The organism is Pseudonocardia sp. T1-2H (assembly GCF_038039215.1).
GTDB lineage: Bacteria > Actinomycetota > Actinomycetes > Mycobacteriales > Pseudonocardiaceae > Pseudonocardia.
The window spans coordinates 3,733,121-3,749,523 of record NZ_JBBPCL010000001.1 but is presented as its reverse complement, the minus strand read 5'-3'; the positions used below and the strand labels follow the sequence as shown (position 1 = coordinate 3,749,523).

Annotated in this window: 19 protein-coding genes, 1 pseudogene and 1 riboswitch; of the genes and pseudogenes, 10 read left to right on the top strand and 10 right to left on the bottom strand. The window is 68.6% G+C overall.

Annotation, left to right across the window (positions count from 1 at the left end; genetic code table 11):
- Positions 1-122: 122 nt before the first annotated feature.
- Together WBK50_RS18510 and WBK50_RS18505 are read right to left on the bottom strand one after the other, a co-directional pair.
- Positions 123-530, bottom strand: coding sequence for a DUF3734 domain-containing protein (locus tag WBK50_RS18510; protein WP_341336812.1), 408 nt, complete (start codon positions 528-530; stop codon positions 123-125).
- Positions 527-1,216, bottom strand: a complete 690-nt coding sequence (locus WBK50_RS18505) for a patatin-like phospholipase family protein (RefSeq protein ID WP_341336811.1) — start codon at positions 1,214-1,216, stop codon at positions 527-529. Before WBK50_RS18505 ends, WBK50_RS18510 begins: the two co-directional genes overlap by 4 nt.
- A gap of 67 nt (positions 1,217-1,283) precedes the next feature.
- On the opposite strand from WBK50_RS18505, the gene WBK50_RS35190 reads away from it, so the two are divergent.
- Both WBK50_RS35190 and WBK50_RS18500 read left to right on the top strand, forming a co-directional pair.
- Complete coding sequence (locus tag WBK50_RS35190) at positions 1,284-1,796, top strand: holin (RefSeq protein WP_445942278.1); 513 nt, start codon at positions 1,284-1,286, stop codon at positions 1,794-1,796.
- Positions 1,771-1,944: a hypothetical protein gene (locus WBK50_RS18500; RefSeq protein ID WP_341336810.1), complete on the top strand. Its 174-nt coding sequence runs from the start codon at positions 1,771-1,773 to the stop codon at positions 1,942-1,944. Before WBK50_RS35190 ends, WBK50_RS18500 begins: the two co-directional genes overlap by 26 nt.
- 34 nt (positions 1,945-1,978) lie before the next feature.
- Here WBK50_RS18500 and WBK50_RS35185 read toward each other — a convergent pair whose 3' ends face one another.
- The 6 genes and pseudogenes from WBK50_RS35185 to fmdA form a co-directional block, all read right to left on the bottom strand.
- The gene (locus WBK50_RS35185) at positions 1,979-2,191 is read right to left on the bottom strand and encodes a protealysin inhibitor emfourin (protein ID WP_445942277.1); all 213 of its coding nucleotides are present in this window, start codon (positions 2,189-2,191) and stop codon (positions 1,979-1,981) included.
- Positions 2,192-2,242: 51 nt separating this feature from the next.
- Positions 2,243-2,773: a M4 family metallopeptidase gene (locus WBK50_RS18495; RefSeq protein WP_341336809.1), complete on the bottom strand. Its 531-nt coding sequence runs from the start codon at positions 2,771-2,773 to the stop codon at positions 2,243-2,245.
- A 186-nt stretch (positions 2,774-2,959) separates the two neighbouring features.
- Entirely contained in the window at positions 2,960-3,964 is a 1,005-nt protein-coding gene (locus tag WBK50_RS18490; RefSeq protein WP_341336808.1) for a cytochrome c oxidase assembly protein, read from the bottom strand.
- Positions 3,965-4,194: 230 nt separating this feature from the next.
- Positions 4,195-5,955: an aa3-type cytochrome oxidase subunit I gene (ctaD, locus tag WBK50_RS18485; protein WP_445942276.1), complete on the bottom strand. Its 1,761-nt coding sequence runs from the start codon at positions 5,953-5,955 to the stop codon at positions 4,195-4,197.
- A gap of 183 nt (positions 5,956-6,138) precedes the next feature.
- A pseudogene (locus WBK50_RS18480) lies at positions 6,139-6,789 on the bottom strand (transposase); the annotation flags it as partial.
- Positions 6,790-7,142: 353 nt separating this feature from the next.
- On the bottom strand, positions 7,143-8,396 hold the full coding sequence (fmdA, locus tag WBK50_RS18475) for a formamidase (RefSeq protein WP_341336807.1): 1,254 nt from the start codon (positions 8,394-8,396) through the stop codon (positions 7,143-7,145).
- A gap of 392 nt (positions 8,397-8,788) precedes the next feature.
- Positions 8,789-8,853, top strand: a riboswitch (Fluoride riboswitch).
- 248 nt (positions 8,854-9,101) lie between these two features.
- On the opposite strand from fmdA, the gene WBK50_RS18470 reads away from it, so the two are divergent.
- The 6 genes from WBK50_RS18470 to WBK50_RS18445 all read left to right on the top strand — a co-directional run bounded on the left by WBK50_RS18470 (position 9,102) and on the right by WBK50_RS18445 (position 13,239).
- Positions 9,102-9,380: a DUF3040 domain-containing protein gene (locus WBK50_RS18470; protein WP_341336806.1), complete on the top strand. Its 279-nt coding sequence runs from the start codon at positions 9,102-9,104 to the stop codon at positions 9,378-9,380.
- 97 nt (positions 9,381-9,477) lie between these two features.
- Positions 9,478-10,074, top strand: coding sequence for a fluoride efflux transporter FluC (locus tag WBK50_RS18465; protein WP_341336805.1), 597 nt, complete (start codon positions 9,478-9,480; stop codon positions 10,072-10,074).
- Positions 10,071-10,424: a fluoride efflux transporter FluC gene (locus WBK50_RS18460; protein ID WP_341336804.1), complete on the top strand. Its 354-nt coding sequence runs from the start codon at positions 10,071-10,073 to the stop codon at positions 10,422-10,424. The genes WBK50_RS18465 and WBK50_RS18460 overlap by 4 nt, the downstream gene beginning before the upstream one ends.
- A 19-nt stretch (positions 10,425-10,443) precedes the next feature.
- A complete protein-coding gene (locus tag WBK50_RS18455; RefSeq protein WP_341336803.1) occupies positions 10,444-11,034 on the top strand; it encodes a universal stress protein in 591 nt (196 codons plus the stop codon).
- A gap of 993 nt (positions 11,035-12,027) precedes the next feature.
- Positions 12,028-12,327 carry a hypothetical protein gene (locus WBK50_RS18450; RefSeq protein ID WP_341336802.1) on the top strand — a complete coding sequence of 100 codons (300 nt, stop codon included), beginning with the start codon at positions 12,028-12,030 and terminating at the stop codon, positions 12,325-12,327.
- Positions 12,328-12,513: 186 nt separating this feature from the next.
- Positions 12,514-13,239, top strand: a complete 726-nt coding sequence (locus WBK50_RS18445) for a hypothetical protein (protein WP_341336801.1) — start codon at positions 12,514-12,516, stop codon at positions 13,237-13,239.
- A gap of 359 nt (positions 13,240-13,598) precedes the next feature.
- On the opposite strand, the gene WBK50_RS18440 is transcribed toward WBK50_RS18445, so the two are convergent.
- Complete coding sequence (locus WBK50_RS18440) at positions 13,599-14,324, bottom strand: PAS domain-containing protein (RefSeq protein ID WP_341336800.1); 726 nt, start codon at positions 14,322-14,324, stop codon at positions 13,599-13,601.
- 650 nt (positions 14,325-14,974) lie between these two features.
- Here WBK50_RS18440 and WBK50_RS18435 point away from each other — a divergent pair.
- Complete coding sequence (locus WBK50_RS18435; RefSeq protein WP_341336799.1) at positions 14,975-15,184, top strand: hypothetical protein; 210 nt, start codon at positions 14,975-14,977, stop codon at positions 15,182-15,184.
- 265 nt (positions 15,185-15,449) lie between these two features.
- Positions 15,450-15,926: an HD domain-containing protein gene (locus WBK50_RS18430; RefSeq protein ID WP_341336798.1), complete on the top strand. Its 477-nt coding sequence runs from the start codon at positions 15,450-15,452 to the stop codon at positions 15,924-15,926.
- Here WBK50_RS18430 and WBK50_RS18425 read toward each other — a convergent pair.
- Entirely contained in the window at positions 15,918-16,400 is a 483-nt protein-coding gene (locus WBK50_RS18425; protein ID WP_341336797.1) for an NUDIX hydrolase, read from the bottom strand. The two genes, WBK50_RS18430 and WBK50_RS18425, sit on opposite strands and share 9 nt — an antisense overlap.
- Between the last annotated feature and the right edge of the window lie 3 nt (positions 16,401-16,403).

Here is a 16,403-nt window from a genome sequence, read left to right as displayed (position 1 = left end):
TCGCGAACGCGGTCTTCGAGTGGGATCGAGAAGTGTTGGACCCGGTGGTGGAAGACGCATCGTTGTTGTCGGATGTCGCTTCGCCGACGCCTCAGGGGACTGGGCGGGGGCTGGGCCCGGAGTCAGGCGGGACCGCCGACCCGCTCGGCCGCGGCCGAGGTGACCCCGGAGCGGAGCCCTGGGGCGTCCACATCGCCGATTCCCTGCTCGATCGCGTCCTGGTATCCGGCCTCGATTCGCTTTTGGATCGACGAGGGGGAGAAGTCCGTGGCATCGGACAGGCGGCGGGGCAGGCTGGAGGTCACCACGTTGAGGTGGTTGATCTTGCGGTGGTCGCGGAGCTTGGTGAACAGCGGGTCGGTGTGGATGGTGCTGTCGGTTGGGAGCTCGTCCTCGACCTGCGCGATGAGGTCGACGACGTGGCTCATCTGGTCGAAGAAGTCGCTGTCAAGGGTCAGGCGGCTTGTGTACTGCAGCTGCAGCATCCGCTGCAGCACCTCGGGGAAGGTGTGCGGGATCGGTGCCTTCATCGGAAACAGCTCGACGACGACGACTCCCGCTCGACGGAGCGGTCACCGCCTGCCGCCTCCTCCAGGACGTCGATCGCCGGGCTTAGCGGCGTGTTGGAGAACAGGCCGCCGTCCCAGTAGTGGTTGCCGTTGATGCACGTCATCGGAAAACCCGGGGGCAGGCTGCCGCTGGCGGCCACGTGCTCGAAGGTGAGGCCGCCTGGCTGGTCCCGGTCGAAGTACTCCATTTCGCCCGTGCCCACGTTGATCGCTCCGACGATCACGCGTGTCGCGTCGTCGTTCAGGCGTGCCGGATCCACGAGGTCGGCGAGTGTGCGGCGCAAGGGCGCGGTGTCGTAGATGCTCGTGAGCAGCCACGGCGCCGGCGTGAACAGCCCGGGCCGCAGCTTGTACATGCCGGGGTTGCCGAGGGCGGCGAGCCGTTGCGCGATCGGAGACGGGAGCCAGGGTGCGGGCACCGGTGGCACGGTGAGCTTCTTCCGCCAGAGCGTGTCCAGGGCGTCTAGCGGGTTGCCCTTCGCGCCCCCGAGCACCGCTGCGGTGATTGCGCCGATGGAGATCCCCGCCACCGCTACCGGGCGGAAGCCGGGTCGCTGCTCATAGAGGGCCTTGAGGACGCCGTACTCGTAGGCGCCCAACGCGCCGCCCCCCTGCAGGACGATCGCGGTCTGGATGGTGCGCTTCACGGCCGCCATGACACCCCCGCACCCGGTATGAGAGGAACCCTGCCCGATCCTGGCCGGGCCGGGCCGAATGGGAAAATGCGCAATTGTACGTACGGCCCGGGGCTGGTGGCCGGTGGTGCTGTCCGCCTACCTGAAGACCGGGGGAACGCACTCACGTCTCGGGGGTGGGCTCCGTCGGGAACTCTGGTGTTTCGCCCGATCCTTGTTCACAAGAAACGGGCTGTTGAGCGCCCTATGGGCGTCGGCGCTGTCGACGGCGGGGATGGCGGTCCTGCTGTCGCTGCTGACCTCACTGGTCTCGGAGCCGATCGGCCAACGGCAGACGCCGAGCGTGGCAGCGGGAGCCTGCGTCGAACCGTGGGGAACGGGAGTATCGGCCTGTTCGCGACACAGTTATTCATCCAGAGGTTCGATCCAGACCGGGAGCCGAGCCCGGCGGCGATTGACGCCTTCCGCCTGTTCGGCATCCGGACGATCCTCATCGGTCTGGATTTGTTGGGGGAGGGGCCCCACGTGCAGCGCGCTGTCCGAGAAGGTGTCCTCATTCACGCCAGTTGCTGAGCAAGGACGCGATGGCTGATGTGGTCGAGTCCTGCGGCCGGATGATTTCTACCGGCCGGCGCACCAGACGGGCTATGACCGCATCCTGGATCCTGGATCTGTACGGCCGCCCCGACGAGCAGCCAGCCGCGGTATCCGTGAACGTGATCAGCACCGCGAGCGATTGATGGAGCCGAATGCCCGCGCCGCGAATCAGACCGTTCAACCGGAGGGCGGCGGGATCTCACCGACCTCCGGGAGTCGCTCGAGGAGGGGTCGCAGAGCGGGCGGAACCTCATCGTCAGACAGAACAGCGGAGCGACGCGCCCCATCCTGCTCGATGGTCACCTCGTAGTAGAACTGATCAGGACGGACCGCGGGCGGCACCGTGCGTCCCCAGGGCAATGCGTCGAGCTCACCCGCGTAGTGCGGCACAGATCGGATCCTGTAAGACACGCGACCCACGCCATAGGGCCACGCGGCATCTCACGAGTTGCCCCCGAGTGACGAGGCCACCAGGTAGAAAGCTCGGTTGGGAATGCCGGAGTTGGTGTGCCCGTCGCCGGAGGGCACATAGCTGTCCATGTCCGCTGGCTGGTCGTCGCCCATATGTGCCGTGCCCGGAGCCTTCATCGAACGCAAGGCGGGCTTGAGCAGATCACCAACGATGTCCGCGCCGATCAACCAGTCCGACTGCGTCGCGCTCTGGCCGAGCTCCATCTGCTTGGCCATGATCCCGAAGCAGTCAGAGACCGACTCGTTGAGTGCCCCCGATTGCCCGGAGTACACGAGGTTCGCGGTGTTCTGCGTCACCCCGTGGGTGAGCTCGTGCGCGATCACATCAATGCCAGCGGTGGTCCGGGTCAGGATGCGGCCGTCGCCGTCGCCGAAGAACATGTGCCCGGCGCCGTCGTAGAACGCGTTGTCGTAGTTCCTGCCGAAGTGGACTATGCCGAGCAGCTGCTGACCGGCGCCGTCGATCGAGTCGCGTTGGAAACGAACAAGGCTGCAGCCCATGAAGCAGGGCTGAGCTGCCCCAAGACGCGGCCGTACCGAACCCCGGGGAGGAGTTGTCGGAGCCGGTGGCCACCGCGCTGGTGTTGCATCCGACCGACCGCCCTCATCGTTGAGCCGGCTGATGACGCCGCCTCGCCATCAGCGGTATGGGGCCGTCCTTCGAAGCCCACCGGCGTCGTTCGCGGGTCAGCGCGGATGCCGGAAGCGATCGGCGAGCTGCGGGTCGTCCTCCCACCACAATCGCCCGGCCGCTGAACCAGGCTCCGCTGCCGCACCGGCGCCCGGCACTTCCTCTGCCCCGGCGGAACCGGCGTCTCCGCGGTCGAGCACGGCGTCGACGATGCGGGCGTGTTCCTCGTCCTCACGCACCATCCGCGCCAGGACGATGCCGATGAACGGCAGCCCGACGACGTCACCACCGACCCACAGCACCCCGGCCCCGAGCAGCTGGTCGGTCCGTAGATCGGGCCCCCACTGGCGGTTCAGAGCGGTGTAGAAGCCCGCAGCGATCAGCGGGCCCAGCCATACGACGACCCCCAGTACGGCGTCCCCGACGACCTCGACGATCGTGATCGCCAGCGTCACCAGGTGCGATCCCGGCCGCGGGGTCGGATCGATCCGGAACCGCGTCCAGAAATAGACGAAACCCGCCACCACGAGCGCGGTCCCCGCCACCCCGGACACCACCGGGTCACGCAACGTGGCCTCGTAGATCGGGCACGTGTACAGCACCAGGATGGGCACGACCAGCACGACCGTGACCACCAGCGGCAACGTCACCAACACCGCCGGACGGGAGTGCAGAACCCGCGACAGCCGCGTCCGCACCGATGGCGACACCGCGGAGGCCAACAGCGTGAGCGGTGCACCCACCGCCAGAAACATCGGGACGACCATCAACAACACGATGTTCTGCACCGCGCGGACCCAGAACAGCATGTCGTCGTAGACCCCCACGAAGGAACAGCCGACCAGCAGCAGAACCAGCACACCGAGCCCGAAGCACCAGGTCCTCGACCGCGGCCACGGCCCTTTCCCACTCGCCTGCCAGCGCCGGACCCCCGCGCCGTAGCCACCGAGCAGGCCGCCGGCCACGGCGACGACGCCCGGCGCGAACCGCCACGCGGTCAACGTGCGCATCACGGACAGCGGCGGGAGGGGTGAGCTCGCGACCGCGACAACGGTGACCATGATGGACGCTCCTCCCGCACGGCAACCCCGGATTCCGGGGCACCGCCCACAGTGTGCCTGCAGCGCTTCGGGTGAGCCTGGTCGCGCCGGTGATCAGCACGCCCGTGCGATGCGGCTGACAGCGTGCATCGGGGCTGGAGTTTCGTTGCTCGTCTGGCCGGGCCGGATGCGCACCCGACAGCACCCGAGGGCGGCCGCGCCGGGGTGCTCGGGTGGGGCGGCGGGCGCGGTCACCGGGAGCGCGGGTCGTCGTCGGGCATCTCCTCCCGGCCGACGTGGTGGGCGGCGATCTCGGAGGGCGCCGGGGCGTGGCCAACGTGGGCCTCGGCGCGCATCCGTTCGACGTAGTGCGGGTAGTGCAGTTCGAACGCAGGGCGCTCGGAGCGGATCCGGGGCAGCTCGGTGAAGTTGTGCCGCGGCGGCGGACACGAGGTGGCCCACTCCAGGGAGTTGCCGTAACCCCACGGGTCGTCCACGGTGACCACCCGGCCGTAGCGGTAGCTCTTGAACACGTTCCAGATGAACGGCAGGATCGACGCGCCGAGCAGGAACGCGCCGATCGAGGAGATCATGTTCAGCGTGGTGAACCCGTCGGTGGGCAGGTAGTCTACGTAGCGGCGCGGCATGCCCTCGTTGCCCAGCCAGTGCTGCACCAGGAACGTCAGGTGGAACCCGATGAACGTGGTCCAGAAGTGAATCTTGCCGAGGGTCTCGTCGAGCATCCGGCCGGTCATCTTCGGGAACCAGAAGTAGATGCCGGCGTAGGTCGCGAACACGATCGTGCCGAAGAGCACGTAGTGGAAGTGCGCGACCACGAAGTAGGTGTCGGTGACGTGGAAGTCCAGTGGTGGGGAAGCTAGAAGCACCCCGGTCAGGCCGCCGAGCAGGAACGTGGCCAGGAAGCCGACCGAGAACAGCATCGGCGTCTCGAACGTGAGCTTGCCGCGCCACATGGTGCCGATCCAGTTGACGAACTTGACGCCCGTCGGGATCGCGATGAGGAACGTGGTGAAGGAGAAGAACGCCAGCAGGACCGCGCCGGTGGCGAACATGTGGTGCGCCCACACCGCGGCGGAGAGGAATCCGATCGCGATCGTGGCAAACACCATGCCCTTGTAGCCGAACAGGGGTTTGCGGCTGAACACCGGGATGATCTCGGTGACGATGCCGAAGAACGGTAGCGCGACGATGTAGACCTCGGGGTGGCCGAAGAACCAGAACAGGTGCTGCCACAGGATCGCCCCGCCGTTGGCCGGATCGAACGCGTGCGCGCCCAGGTGCCGGTCAACCTCGTTCACCAGCAGTGCGGCGGTGAGTACCGGGAACGCGATCAGGATCAGGATCCCGGTGACGAAGATGTTCCAGCAGAAGATCGGCATCCGGAACATGACCATCCCCGGGGCGCGCAGGCAGACGATCGTGGTGATGAAGTTGACCGCGCCCAGGATGGTGCCCAGCCCGGCGATCGCCAACCCCATGAACCATAGGTCGCCGCCGGGACCTGGCTGGCGGATCGGGCCGGACAGCGGGATGTAGGCGGTCCAGCCGAAGTCCGGTGCCCCACCGGCGGTGACGAACCCGGCGAGCACGATCAGCCCGCCGAACAGGAACAGCCAGTAGGACAGCGCGTTGAGCCGGGGGAACGCCACGTCGGGGGCGCCGATCTGCAGCGGCACGATGTAGTTGGCGAAGCCGAACAGGATCGGCGTCGCGTAGAGCAGCAGCATGATCGTGCCATGCATGGTGAACAGCTGGTTGTACTGCTCGGCGGACAGGAACTGCTGCCCCGGACGTGCCAGCTCGGCCCGCATCAGCAGCGCCATCAGCCCGCCGGCCATGAAGAACCCGACCGCGGTGACCAGATACAAGATGCCGATCTGTTTCGGGTCGGTAGTCCCGATCATCTTCAGCAGCCGGGACCCCTTGGCCGCCCGCCGGACTGGATACGGGAACGGGACCGTGCTGGGCCGCCTCGGTACGGTCGTGCTCACATCAACCTCCAGCCATGTCCGGTCAGCACGGCGTGACGATGGCGGCGAGCGAGAATGCCCACGCCGGGCAGCCATGGCCCGCTCGGCTCGCGGAGCCATCACACCAGGATCGTCGTGCATTACGGACCGGGCCTGGTCCTGCCAGAACAAGGCCGGGCACCCGACCCTGTCCCGTCGGGCTCAGCCTGTCGGTGGTGGGCGTGGCGCTGGGCACCTGGCCGAGTACTGCAACGGCATGTCGAGCAGGTCGCGGGTCTTGCGGGAGTCATAGCCGCGGTCCAGGTGCAGGCACGGCCGCTCAGGCACTGGGCCGACCATGTCGCAGATCCCGGCCAGGGTCGGCTCGAGCAGCGGCGAGTCGTGATCGTTCGCGCGGGCGGCGACCAGGTGCAGCCCGTTCCCGTCCCGTCACAGGCCACGGACCGTTTGGTGCCTTTTCGCCCCGGTCAACCGGGCTGCGCCCGGACACCTCACCACCGCGCGGGGACTTCGTGATCGACTCGTCGACGGACAGGTCCTCCGGGGCCAGGCCGATCATCCGGTCGTAGGCGTCGAGCCCGATCCGCAGCAGCTCCTGACCCACACCGGCCTCGGCCCACTCGACCAGGCGCCGTCGGATGGTGCGGTCCGAGCAGCCTGGTGTGGCGATGCGTTCGTAGCCGCTGCCGTGCACCGGTGCGGCGAGTACGTGGTCGAACACGACCCGGTCACCGATCCGGCGGCGGTGCCACCCCCAGGGACGGGCCGGGAGAACTCCGAGCGCTCGCTCGACCCGATCAGGGCAGCGAACTCGACCCACAAGGGCTCGGTCAGAGATGCTGGCAGCAGAGGCACGGACCCTCCAGATGACCATCAGACTTCAGCAATCCGATGATCGCTCGCGGGTCCGTGCCTCTACCTGCGACGACACGCCGAGGCCTCACTTGCCGGTCGCTCTTGGTCGCGGCGTCGCGCCAGAGACCGCAGCGCCGACGTGCCGGTCTATGCCGAGGCGTCCACGCCCGCCTCGAGGCCGCCGCGCCCCTCACCGACGCGGGCCGGGCGGAGCTCGCGGGACGGCGGGCGGAGGCTGCGTACCGGGCGGAGGTGTCGGCGCGGCAGCGCGCCGCGAACGACGTGGCCGGCTGGTAGTCCATCAGTCCGGCGGGAAGGCTGTCCGTCCGCCTTGCCCGCCTGTCCCGGTCGCCTCAGAAGCTGGCCTTGGGCACGCCCTGGCCTGGGTCGATCTGGTGCGGACCGGCCTTGCCCGGGCGGACGTCGAAGTCGAAGATCGCGGTGGGGATGTAGACCGTTGAGCACGAGTTCGGGATGTCCACCACACCCGAGAGGCGACCTTCGATCGGTGCCGCGCCCAGGATCATGTAGGCCTGCTCCGGGCTGTAGCCGAACTTGGTCAGGTAGTCGATAGCATGCAGGCAGGCCCGCTGGTAGGAAAGCTGGGCGTCGAGATAGTGCTGCTTGCCCTCCAGGGTCACCGACGTGCCGGAGAAGGCCAGCCATTCGCTGTACTGCGGGGGTGTGTTGCCCGGCATGAAGATCGCGTTCTCGGAGACGCCATAGGTCTCCATCCCGCCCTTGATCAGATCGACGCCGAGATCGATGAACCCGCCCATCTCGATCGCCCCGCAGAACGTGATCTCGCCGTCGCCCTGGGAGAAGTGCAGATCACCCATCGACAGCTTCGCGCCGTCGACGAAGACCGGGTAGAACACCCGGGTCCCCTTCGTGAAGTTCTTGATGTCCTGATTTCCGCCGTTCTCCCGGGGCGGGGCGGTGCGCGCGGCCTCCCGGGCTACCCGGTCGAACTCGTCCCCGGACAGGTTGCCCAGGACGGCCGAGTCGGGCAGCGGTGGCAGGGCCAGCGGCGGCACGCGCTCCGGGTCGGTGTCGATGAGTTCCTGCTCGCGAGCATTCCACTTCGCCAGCAGCTCCGCCGAGGGTGCGGTGCCCATCAGGCCGGGGTGGACGATGCCGGTGAAGGACACCCCGGGGATGTGCCGCGAGGTCGCCACACCGCCGCGGAAGTCCCAGATCACCTTGTAGGCGTCGGGGAACTGGTCGGTGAGGAACCCGCCTCCGTTCTGCTTGGCGAAGATGCCGGTGTACCCCCAGCCCTGCCCGGCCAGCGGGCCGGAGTCCTCCTGGGGGACCGGGCCGACGTCGAGGATGTCGACCATCAGCAGGTCCCCGGGCTGCGCGCCCTGTACCTCGAGCGGCCCGCTGAGCACGTGCACGCTGGGCAACGGGGCGTTCAGCACGTCCTCGGCCGAGTCGTCGTTATGGATCGCGCCGTCGAACCACTCCCGGCATTCCACTCGGAAGGCGTCCCCCGGCTTGACCTGCACCTGCGCCGGGACGTCGGGGTGCCACCGGTTGTGGCCGACGATCTGCTGTTCGGTGAACTTCTTGGTGTTGTCGAGCGGGAACACAACCTCGGGCATTGGACCTCTCCCTATGCCGACGCGGAGCCATACAGCTATGGATTGCGCACCGGACGTTGATGCGAATTCGGCCCCCGGGGTAGCTCATGGGGTAGCTCATGCAGCCTCCTAGTCGCTCAGGCGAGCGACTAGGGGCCGTCAGCGATCAATGCTGCGGTTCGAGCGAGTTCCATCACCCATAGGTTATGGGACCAGGGAGGCTAGACCTGCGTGCTGCTCACCGGGAGACCCGTCACACGGATGGCCCACGCCGCCGGCGGCGGTTTTGTCCGCCGGTGGGCGTGGTGGCCCGACCACCGGCAGCCGGGCGACGCCCATGCGGTCGGCAGGGCGGAGAAGGCGCTCGATTTGCGACTGCCGCACCTCGCGGCGCCCACCGTCGTCAGGCTAGAGTGGTCAGCGGCGATGGAGCTCGCCCTTAACCGCCCGACGCCGGGCTGATAGCCCCTACCTGATCTAGGTAGGAGTGCGTCGTGAACCGGCCATCGAAGTTCTTCCGCCGTCGGCTCGCTCTCGGCTGCGGCATCGCACCGTCTGGTGTCCTCGACGAGCTACCGCCACGACCTTCGGCACGACATCGTGGTCATCGTCCCTGCCATCACAACCCCGAGGTCGGCAGGAACGCATCAACGTGCCCGGCCGCGGCGTCCGCGGCGGGCGAGGACGGCCCACTCGGATCAAGCCGGGAGTGGGGAGGGCCCCCCGATGAAGCTGACGCGTAGACAGCGTCGTGAGTTGGCCGCGCTGGGGCAGCAGCTCGCGCAGGACGACCCGGGCCTCGCCGAGCAGCTGTCCCGACCAGGTCTGCGCCGTGCGCGAACCCATGTCGGGGTGGTGATCGGCAGGGTGATGTTCGTGCTGGGCCTGCTGATGGTGCTCGGCGGGGACCTGCTCTCGGCATCAACGGCGGTCACACTGGGCGCGATCGTGCTGTTGACCTGCTGGGTGCCGTGGCAGTACGGCTCGGACTCGGCACGACGATGACCGCCACCCTCGGCCGGCCACGCGGAGCTCACCATCGGCGGCGGACCTCGGGCGCGCTCACGGGCAGACGTGAACGCCGTATCAAGGTAGGTGCGATATGAAGTTCCCCGGCGACTCCTCGCCGTCCGATCGGTCAGACGGGGGGCATGCTTCCAACGTTGACCCCGACCTCCAATCCGACCGCCCGGGGCCGCGGTGGCGTGAGCCGCGGCTGATCAGTTCGGTCGCGGCGGTCGCTGCGGGCGGCGTGCTGGGTGCCGAGACCCGGTATGGGCTCGGATCGGCACTGCCGCATGGCCCCGCGCAGTGGCCCTGGTCCACCCTGCTGATCAACACCAGCGGCTGTGTGGCGATCGGCGTGCTGATGGTGGTGATCACCGAACTGATCCAGGCGCATCCGCTGGCCCGCCCGTTCCTCGGTGTGGGATTCCTCGGCGGCTACACCACCTTCTCCACCTACACCGTCGACGTCCTCACCCTGGCCCGCGCCGGCCGCACACCCCTGGCGCTCGGCTATCTGGTCGCCACGCCGGTGATCGCGATCGTCGCTGCTGCGGTGGGGGCCACCCTCACCCGGGCCCTCGCCGCCGCCGCGCGGTCGCGTCACCGTGGGGGGGCCACAAGCGGGCCCGCCGCCGACGGTGCCACCACCGCGAAGGGCACGGCCGCGCGCGACCACGAGGCGGAGCGGTGAGCGTGCTGTTCGTGGCGGCCGGGGCGGCGGTCGGAGCGCCACTGCGTTTCCTCACCGACCGGGCCCTGCAACGGATGTTCCCAGGCCGCTTCCCCTGGGGCACGTTCGTGGTCAACGTGGTTGGCTCGTTCGTCCTCGGGCTGGTCACCGCAACCGCCGGCCCGTCGGTCTCGGCGATCATGGGGACCGGCTTCTGTGGGGCGCTGACCACCTACAGCACCTTCAGCTACGAGACGGTGGGGCTCATCGAAGGCCGCAACCGCCTCGTCGGCGTCACCAACGTGGTGGCCAGCGTCCTCGTCGGGATCGCCGCCGCCACGGCCGGCCTGGTCATCGGCACCGGAATCTGAGCAGGCGGGAGAACCCACCGTGACCGAACCACCGCCCCCGACCCTGCCACCGGCGAGCGGCCCGTCCCCTGACCACACCTCGGACACCATCGAAAGCACCTCGCACAGGATCCGTCGCACGGCCGAACCGGCGACCCCGCCAGAGGTTCATCTCGTTCTGGGGTATGACCGCTCCGACTTCAGCGAAGCCGCCCTCCCGGTAGCAGCGGACCTGGCCCGGCGACTGCGCGCGCATCTGCATGTGGTGCACGGGATCGACCTGTCCGACTACCCGATCGACCCCGACAGCGCGGACTGGGAGGCCCAGGCCCAGCACGCCCTCGACACCCAGCAACAGCGGGTAGCCGATGCCCTCGCCGACCGCGCTCTGGGCTGGAGCTATCACGCCTGGCGCGGTGACCCGGTCGAGCTGCTCGCCGCGGTGGCCGAGGAAACGGACGCGCTGATGATCATCGTGGGGTCGCGTGGGGAAGGCCTCGGCTCGGTCTTCGATCGCATCCTGAAGCGATCGGTGTCCCACGGCCTGATCGCCCACCAGCGCCGACCTGTCCTTGTCGTGCCCGATCCCGCGCGCGAGAAGCCGACCACGGCGGAGCCCCGGGCGACATGACCGTCGACCTCCTCACGCTCTCAACAGGCCGCGGCCGACTCAGCCGACCGACTCCGTACCGAGCGCTGGGGGGCACTCCCCACCCAGCGTCCAGCCTCGACGTCACGATGCCGCGCAAGGCAGCGTTGATGCCGTATGCCGAGCGCGGGCTACCTCTCCGGCAAGCCAGGCCGCGAATAGGCCGCAGTGACCCGACGGTAGGTCAGAGCCGCTGACGGCCGGACGCCGCTGCTGACGGGTTAGTGGTGTCTGCCCAGGTCAAGGGCACATGTGTGGGGTTGAAGGCGGTGCCCCCGGTGAGATTCGAACTCACACTGGGCGGATTTTGAGGGCGGCCGCCGATGTGGCGATGACCAGGAACTATTCGCCACCCGTGCTCGCCTCGGCCACGGATAGGCCGGAGCCTGAAGTCGTGGAGGCGGGAGAGGGACTGGCGGCGCTCCTGCGACCGCAGAGCGCTCCGCTTTAGGAGAGCGGGCGGAGGGTCGAATTCGTCAAGCCTCTGACCTGCGGTGATGCGTCTTCGACGACGGCCCGATCGGCGATTTGGGTACGTATTGGGAACGGGGGCTGGACGCCGGCCGCGGGGGAGAGTGACAGCCGCTCCGCTGTCACTCTCTCTGTCACTGCCGTTTTCGCAGGCCAGCGCATGTAGAGGTAGATAGTGACAGATATTGTTGTAGGAGAGATGAAGGTCTGCCAGGCGGCCACGCAGCCTTCAGCGAGGTCCAGAGCGTCGATTGCTCCTGTCGTTTTGGTGCCGACGTCGGTCCAGGTGATCTCGGCGCGACTGCCAGCGGAGCCGCAGGTCATTGCGCTGATCACAGTCTGACCATGGGCGCGGAGCGGAACTCGGCCACATAGGCGGCCGGCGTGCTGCGGGCGGCCCGCGGTGATGTGGACGCTCGGCCTAATTTTGCGAATCTCGGATTACCGCTCCCCCGGCGAGGTAGGCGGGCGAGATCCGGCACGAGCACTGCAAGAGAGGTACCGATGAGCCAACAGCCTTCAACGACCGACGTCGCCACCGCCACTGCGTCTCCGCGACGCCCCACCGAAACGCCGCGACGCTCCACCGAGACGAAGGCCGCGTTCAAGACGACCGAGTTCGTCGTCTTCCTCGTCGCCGTCGCCGGGGTGTTGGTCGCTTCCTACCTGGTCAACGAGACCGACGGCCGGGGCGACCCATTCTTGGCCGACAAGGCGTGGTTCTACATCACGCTGCTCACGATCGGCTACATGATCAGTCGCGGGTTGGCCAAGGCCGGCAGCCGCGACCACTACGACGCCTGAGCGGGATCCCTGCCCAGCCGCCACGGTGATCGGCGGCTGGGCGCCCCGTTCTCCCCGGTGCCGTAGCCACCCGGCGACGAGCACCCCCCACTGCACAGCACCCGACATCCCACGCGAGATGGCCTCGGCGCACTGCCGAGCACTGATCGCACGACGAAGAACCTGATCTCACGACGAAGGAGCGCAATGGCACAGGCAGCCAACCAGCCGTCCTCGGGACCCCGACGCACCACCACCGCCACCGACCGCCCGGGGGTCGACGAGCACGGCCCCCGCGGCGAGCAGGGCCCGCAGGGCGAACAGGGCCTGCCCGGTCAGCCGGGCAAGCCCGGTGAGCCCGGGCCCCGTGGTGAGCACGGCGAGCCGGGGCCGCGCGGCGAGCAAGGCGACAAGGGCCCCCGCGGCGAGCAGGGGCCAGCCGGCGAGAAGGGCGAGCCCGGCGAGCCGGGCCCGCGCGGCGAGCCGGGCCCGGCCGGCGAGAAGGGCGAGCGCGGCGAGAAGGGCGAGCGCGGCGAGCCGGGCCCGCGCGGCGAGCCGGGCCCGGCCGGCGAGAAGGGCGAGCGCGGCGAGAAGGGCGAGCGCGGCGAGAAGGGCGAGCGCGGCGAGCCGGGTCCGGTCGCACCGGCCGGCCCGCCCGGGCCGCAGGGCAAGCCCGGGCCGCAGGGGCTGCCGGGCCCGCAGGGACAGCAGGGCTGGGCTCCCGAACCCGGCCGTCAGCCCCAGCAGGCGACGGAGTGGACCAGGCCGGCGACGTCGAAGGCGGCCGGCCTCGAATCCGGCCTCGCCATGGCGTTCACTCCGGTCCAGATCTTCGCCTCGCTGCTCGAAAACATGATCAAGCTGCAGCAGAAGACCTGGGCCAACATGACCGAGATCGCGAGCACCGGCGCCCGGGACGCGAACAGGCACTGAGCGACTCACGTTCCTCCGGCGGGCGCCCTCCGCTACGTCACGGGAGGGCGCCCGCTGGCGCCTCTGGGTGACGACACGCGCTGGACCGGTATCGGCCATCCGCTGCCCGGCGACGACAGATCAAAGCAGCAGCGCCTCACGTTCGGCGTCGTTCACGGCGATTCTTCCCCGAGGATCTTGGTACGCCGTAACGCGGGCCCGGGGGAAGCGGGCTCGGTCAGGGTGCAGCCGGACGGTCAAGGAGCAACGCCGTGGACGGTGCATCCTCTCCCAGGAGACCGGTGAGTGCCGTTGCAGGGCTAGGACGCCGAGGAGCTCGCAGCAACCTTCAGCGGCAATGTTCGGACCCGCACGCGGCGCTAACCGTCGGGCGGGCTCTGCCAGCGGTCGGTGACATCCCAGGTCAGGCCGCGCATCCGCGCGGGCTCCCCGTCCTCCCCGACGAAGACCCGGCCCGTCGAGTACAGCCACCGGACCGCGCCGTCCGGCCGCACGATCCGATGGCTGGCGGCATAGGACTCCTTGGTCGCCAGAGCCCAGCCGATCGCCTCGGTCACGGCCGCTCGGTCGTCTTCGTGAATGCGCTGCAGGGCGATGTCCAGGTTGTGCCCCGTCCCCGGCTCGAGCCCATAGATCTCGTACATGCCCTCCGACCACGTCGCGGAGTCCCGGCTGATGTCCCAGTCCCAGGACCCGACGAGGAACCGCTCTCCGCAAACGTTCGGTTGGTGGTCGGTGACGTCCTCACCGGAGAGGTAGATGCGTTCCTCCTCCGGCGTGGCCCGCATCCCGCAGGCGATGAGGCGGTGCGAGCCGTCCCGGCGCAGCATCCGCACCCGCCGGGCGGGCATCCGACCCGGCCCGCGCAGCACCAGCCGCTCCCGGTCCTCCATCAACCGCTGCTGGTCGTCGGGGTGCACCAGCTCCCAGAACGGCACCGCCGACAGCTCGTCCAACGACCACCCCAACACCGCCCGGTGCCCCGCGTTGATCGACAAGGTGTAACCGTCGAAGTCCTGGACCCACACCAAGACCGAATCGCCGGACGAATCGTGCAGCCGCTGCTCTCCATTCCCTGCGGCCATCGCGCAGCTCCCCGAGTCGCCTGCACCGTCGAGACCTGATCGGTGCGAGCGTGACTATCCCCCACTCGGCTTAAATCGGCATGGGGTGGCACCGCGGTCTCTGGCGCGACACCGACTTCCCCGAACGTCATCACGCTGCCGCCCTGCGGGAGTCGATGCCTTCGCTGTAGCCACGCCGCGTCCGCGGCGGCCTCTGGATGACGATGCCTAGGTGCGACCTGATCCTTGATCTTGAAGCCTGATATTTGTAGCGTCGGATACCAGATCGTTCCCGTCACGTAGATACGTCACGTAGTCGATCGGTGCCCTGAGCGTCACGTGGCTGTTCGGTGCCTCATCGGCGCCTTATGATCACCGCGTGGAGCTGCGAACGGTACGGAGAACCGATGACGGCTACGTGTGGGTTGTGAGGATCCCCGGCGTCGGGGTGTCCGGCAGGGGCAAAACCCGCAGAGACGCTGAGCAGGCCGTCCGATATGCGTCCGAGATGCTCCAGGTCCGGAGGCCGGAACTCACAACTCCGAGCAAGGTGCCTGCGTGGGCCCGGCTCAGTCTGCCCCTGGATGAGGCGTGAGCGCATCGGAGATGCACGCGCCTGGTGACTCCCAGAGTCACTCGTGAAGATCCCGGCTCCCCGGACTCTCGACGAGGTGGCCGGCAGGCTCTACCTCGACCCGTCAGATGTGGCCTACACGCTTTCCGAGCACCTGGCCGTGGACCTCCACGACGAGGAGATCCCCGAACAGGTCTGGAAAGAGCTGCGGGACATCCTCGACCCCCACGGAGAGCGGACCGACATTGATACGTGGTTCCCGTGCCCCCACACGGGCCGCACAGATGGTGGCCTCATCATCGGCTGACGACGGTGGGGACTGCCCGGCGGCGTCGTGGCGGTGCCCCCCAGAGTGGCCTCAGCCGTACGGGGGACACCTGGGTGGGGCCGCGGGTGCTGTACACGACGAGGGTGCCGTCCAATCTGTAGCGTCGGGCGTCGTGGAGAAACCTGGGACGACAGGCCCCTCACAGACCTCGGAACGACTGTCGCTGATGCCTGCTGACCTAGTTCCCGAGGCGCGCCGGCTCGCTGAGCGGCTTGTGGTGCCGCTGGGTCGGCGGTGGTCGCATGTGCAGGCTGTCGCCGCCCGCGCTGATGAGCTGAGCGGCGCCGTCCCTGGTGGGGATGGTGACCGTCTCGTCGCCGCCGCGTGGCTCCACGACATCGGGTACTCGCCGGAGATCGGCCACACGCGCTTCCACCCGCTCGATGGGGCCCGCTATCTACGTGATCAGGGTTGGTCGGCTGTCATCGTTGGTCTCGTGGCGCACCATTCGGGGGCGCGTTACGAGGCCGAACAGCGTGGGCTCGGCGCGGAGCTGGCGGAGTTCCCGTTCCCAGATGGGCCGCTGCTTGACGCGTTGGTGACCGCGGATCTGACGACGGGGCCCTCCGGTGAGCGGCTGACCTATGACGAGCGGATTTCCGAGATTCTCGACCGCTATCCAGCCAACGATCCGGTGCATGAGGCGTGGCTGACGGCGGGCCCGATCCTGGCGGAGTCGGTCCGCCGGACAGAGGCCCGGTTGGCGGCTGGGTCAGCCTAGGTAGGGCTCGGTGCGTTGCTCGTCGAGCGCGTGGTCGATCCGCAACCGCATGGATGGGTGGATGCTGAGTCCGGGGACGTCGTCGGGCTCGATCCACGAGGCGGCTTTGGTCTCAGTGCCGTCAGGCCGGGGTGCGTCTGCCTCCTCGAGCGGGACGGCGTGGAAGCACAGCGAGAACTGTTGGCGGACCTCGCCGTCGTTGTACTTCATGACGTGACGGGGATCCGTGTAGGTGCCGACCAGACCGGTGATGCGGACGGTGATGCCAGTCTCTTCGCGGACCTCGCGGACGGCGGTGTCGATGATGCTCTCGCCGGGGTCGTGACCGCCGCCGGGGAGCGCCCAGTACCCGTTATCGATCTTGTGGATGAGCAAGATCCGGCCGGTGTCGTCGCGGGCGGCGACGGTGACGGAGGGGACGACGCTGTTGATCGCGGGTGCGGCGGGGTCGTCGAAGTAGTCGATGCGTCCCATGGG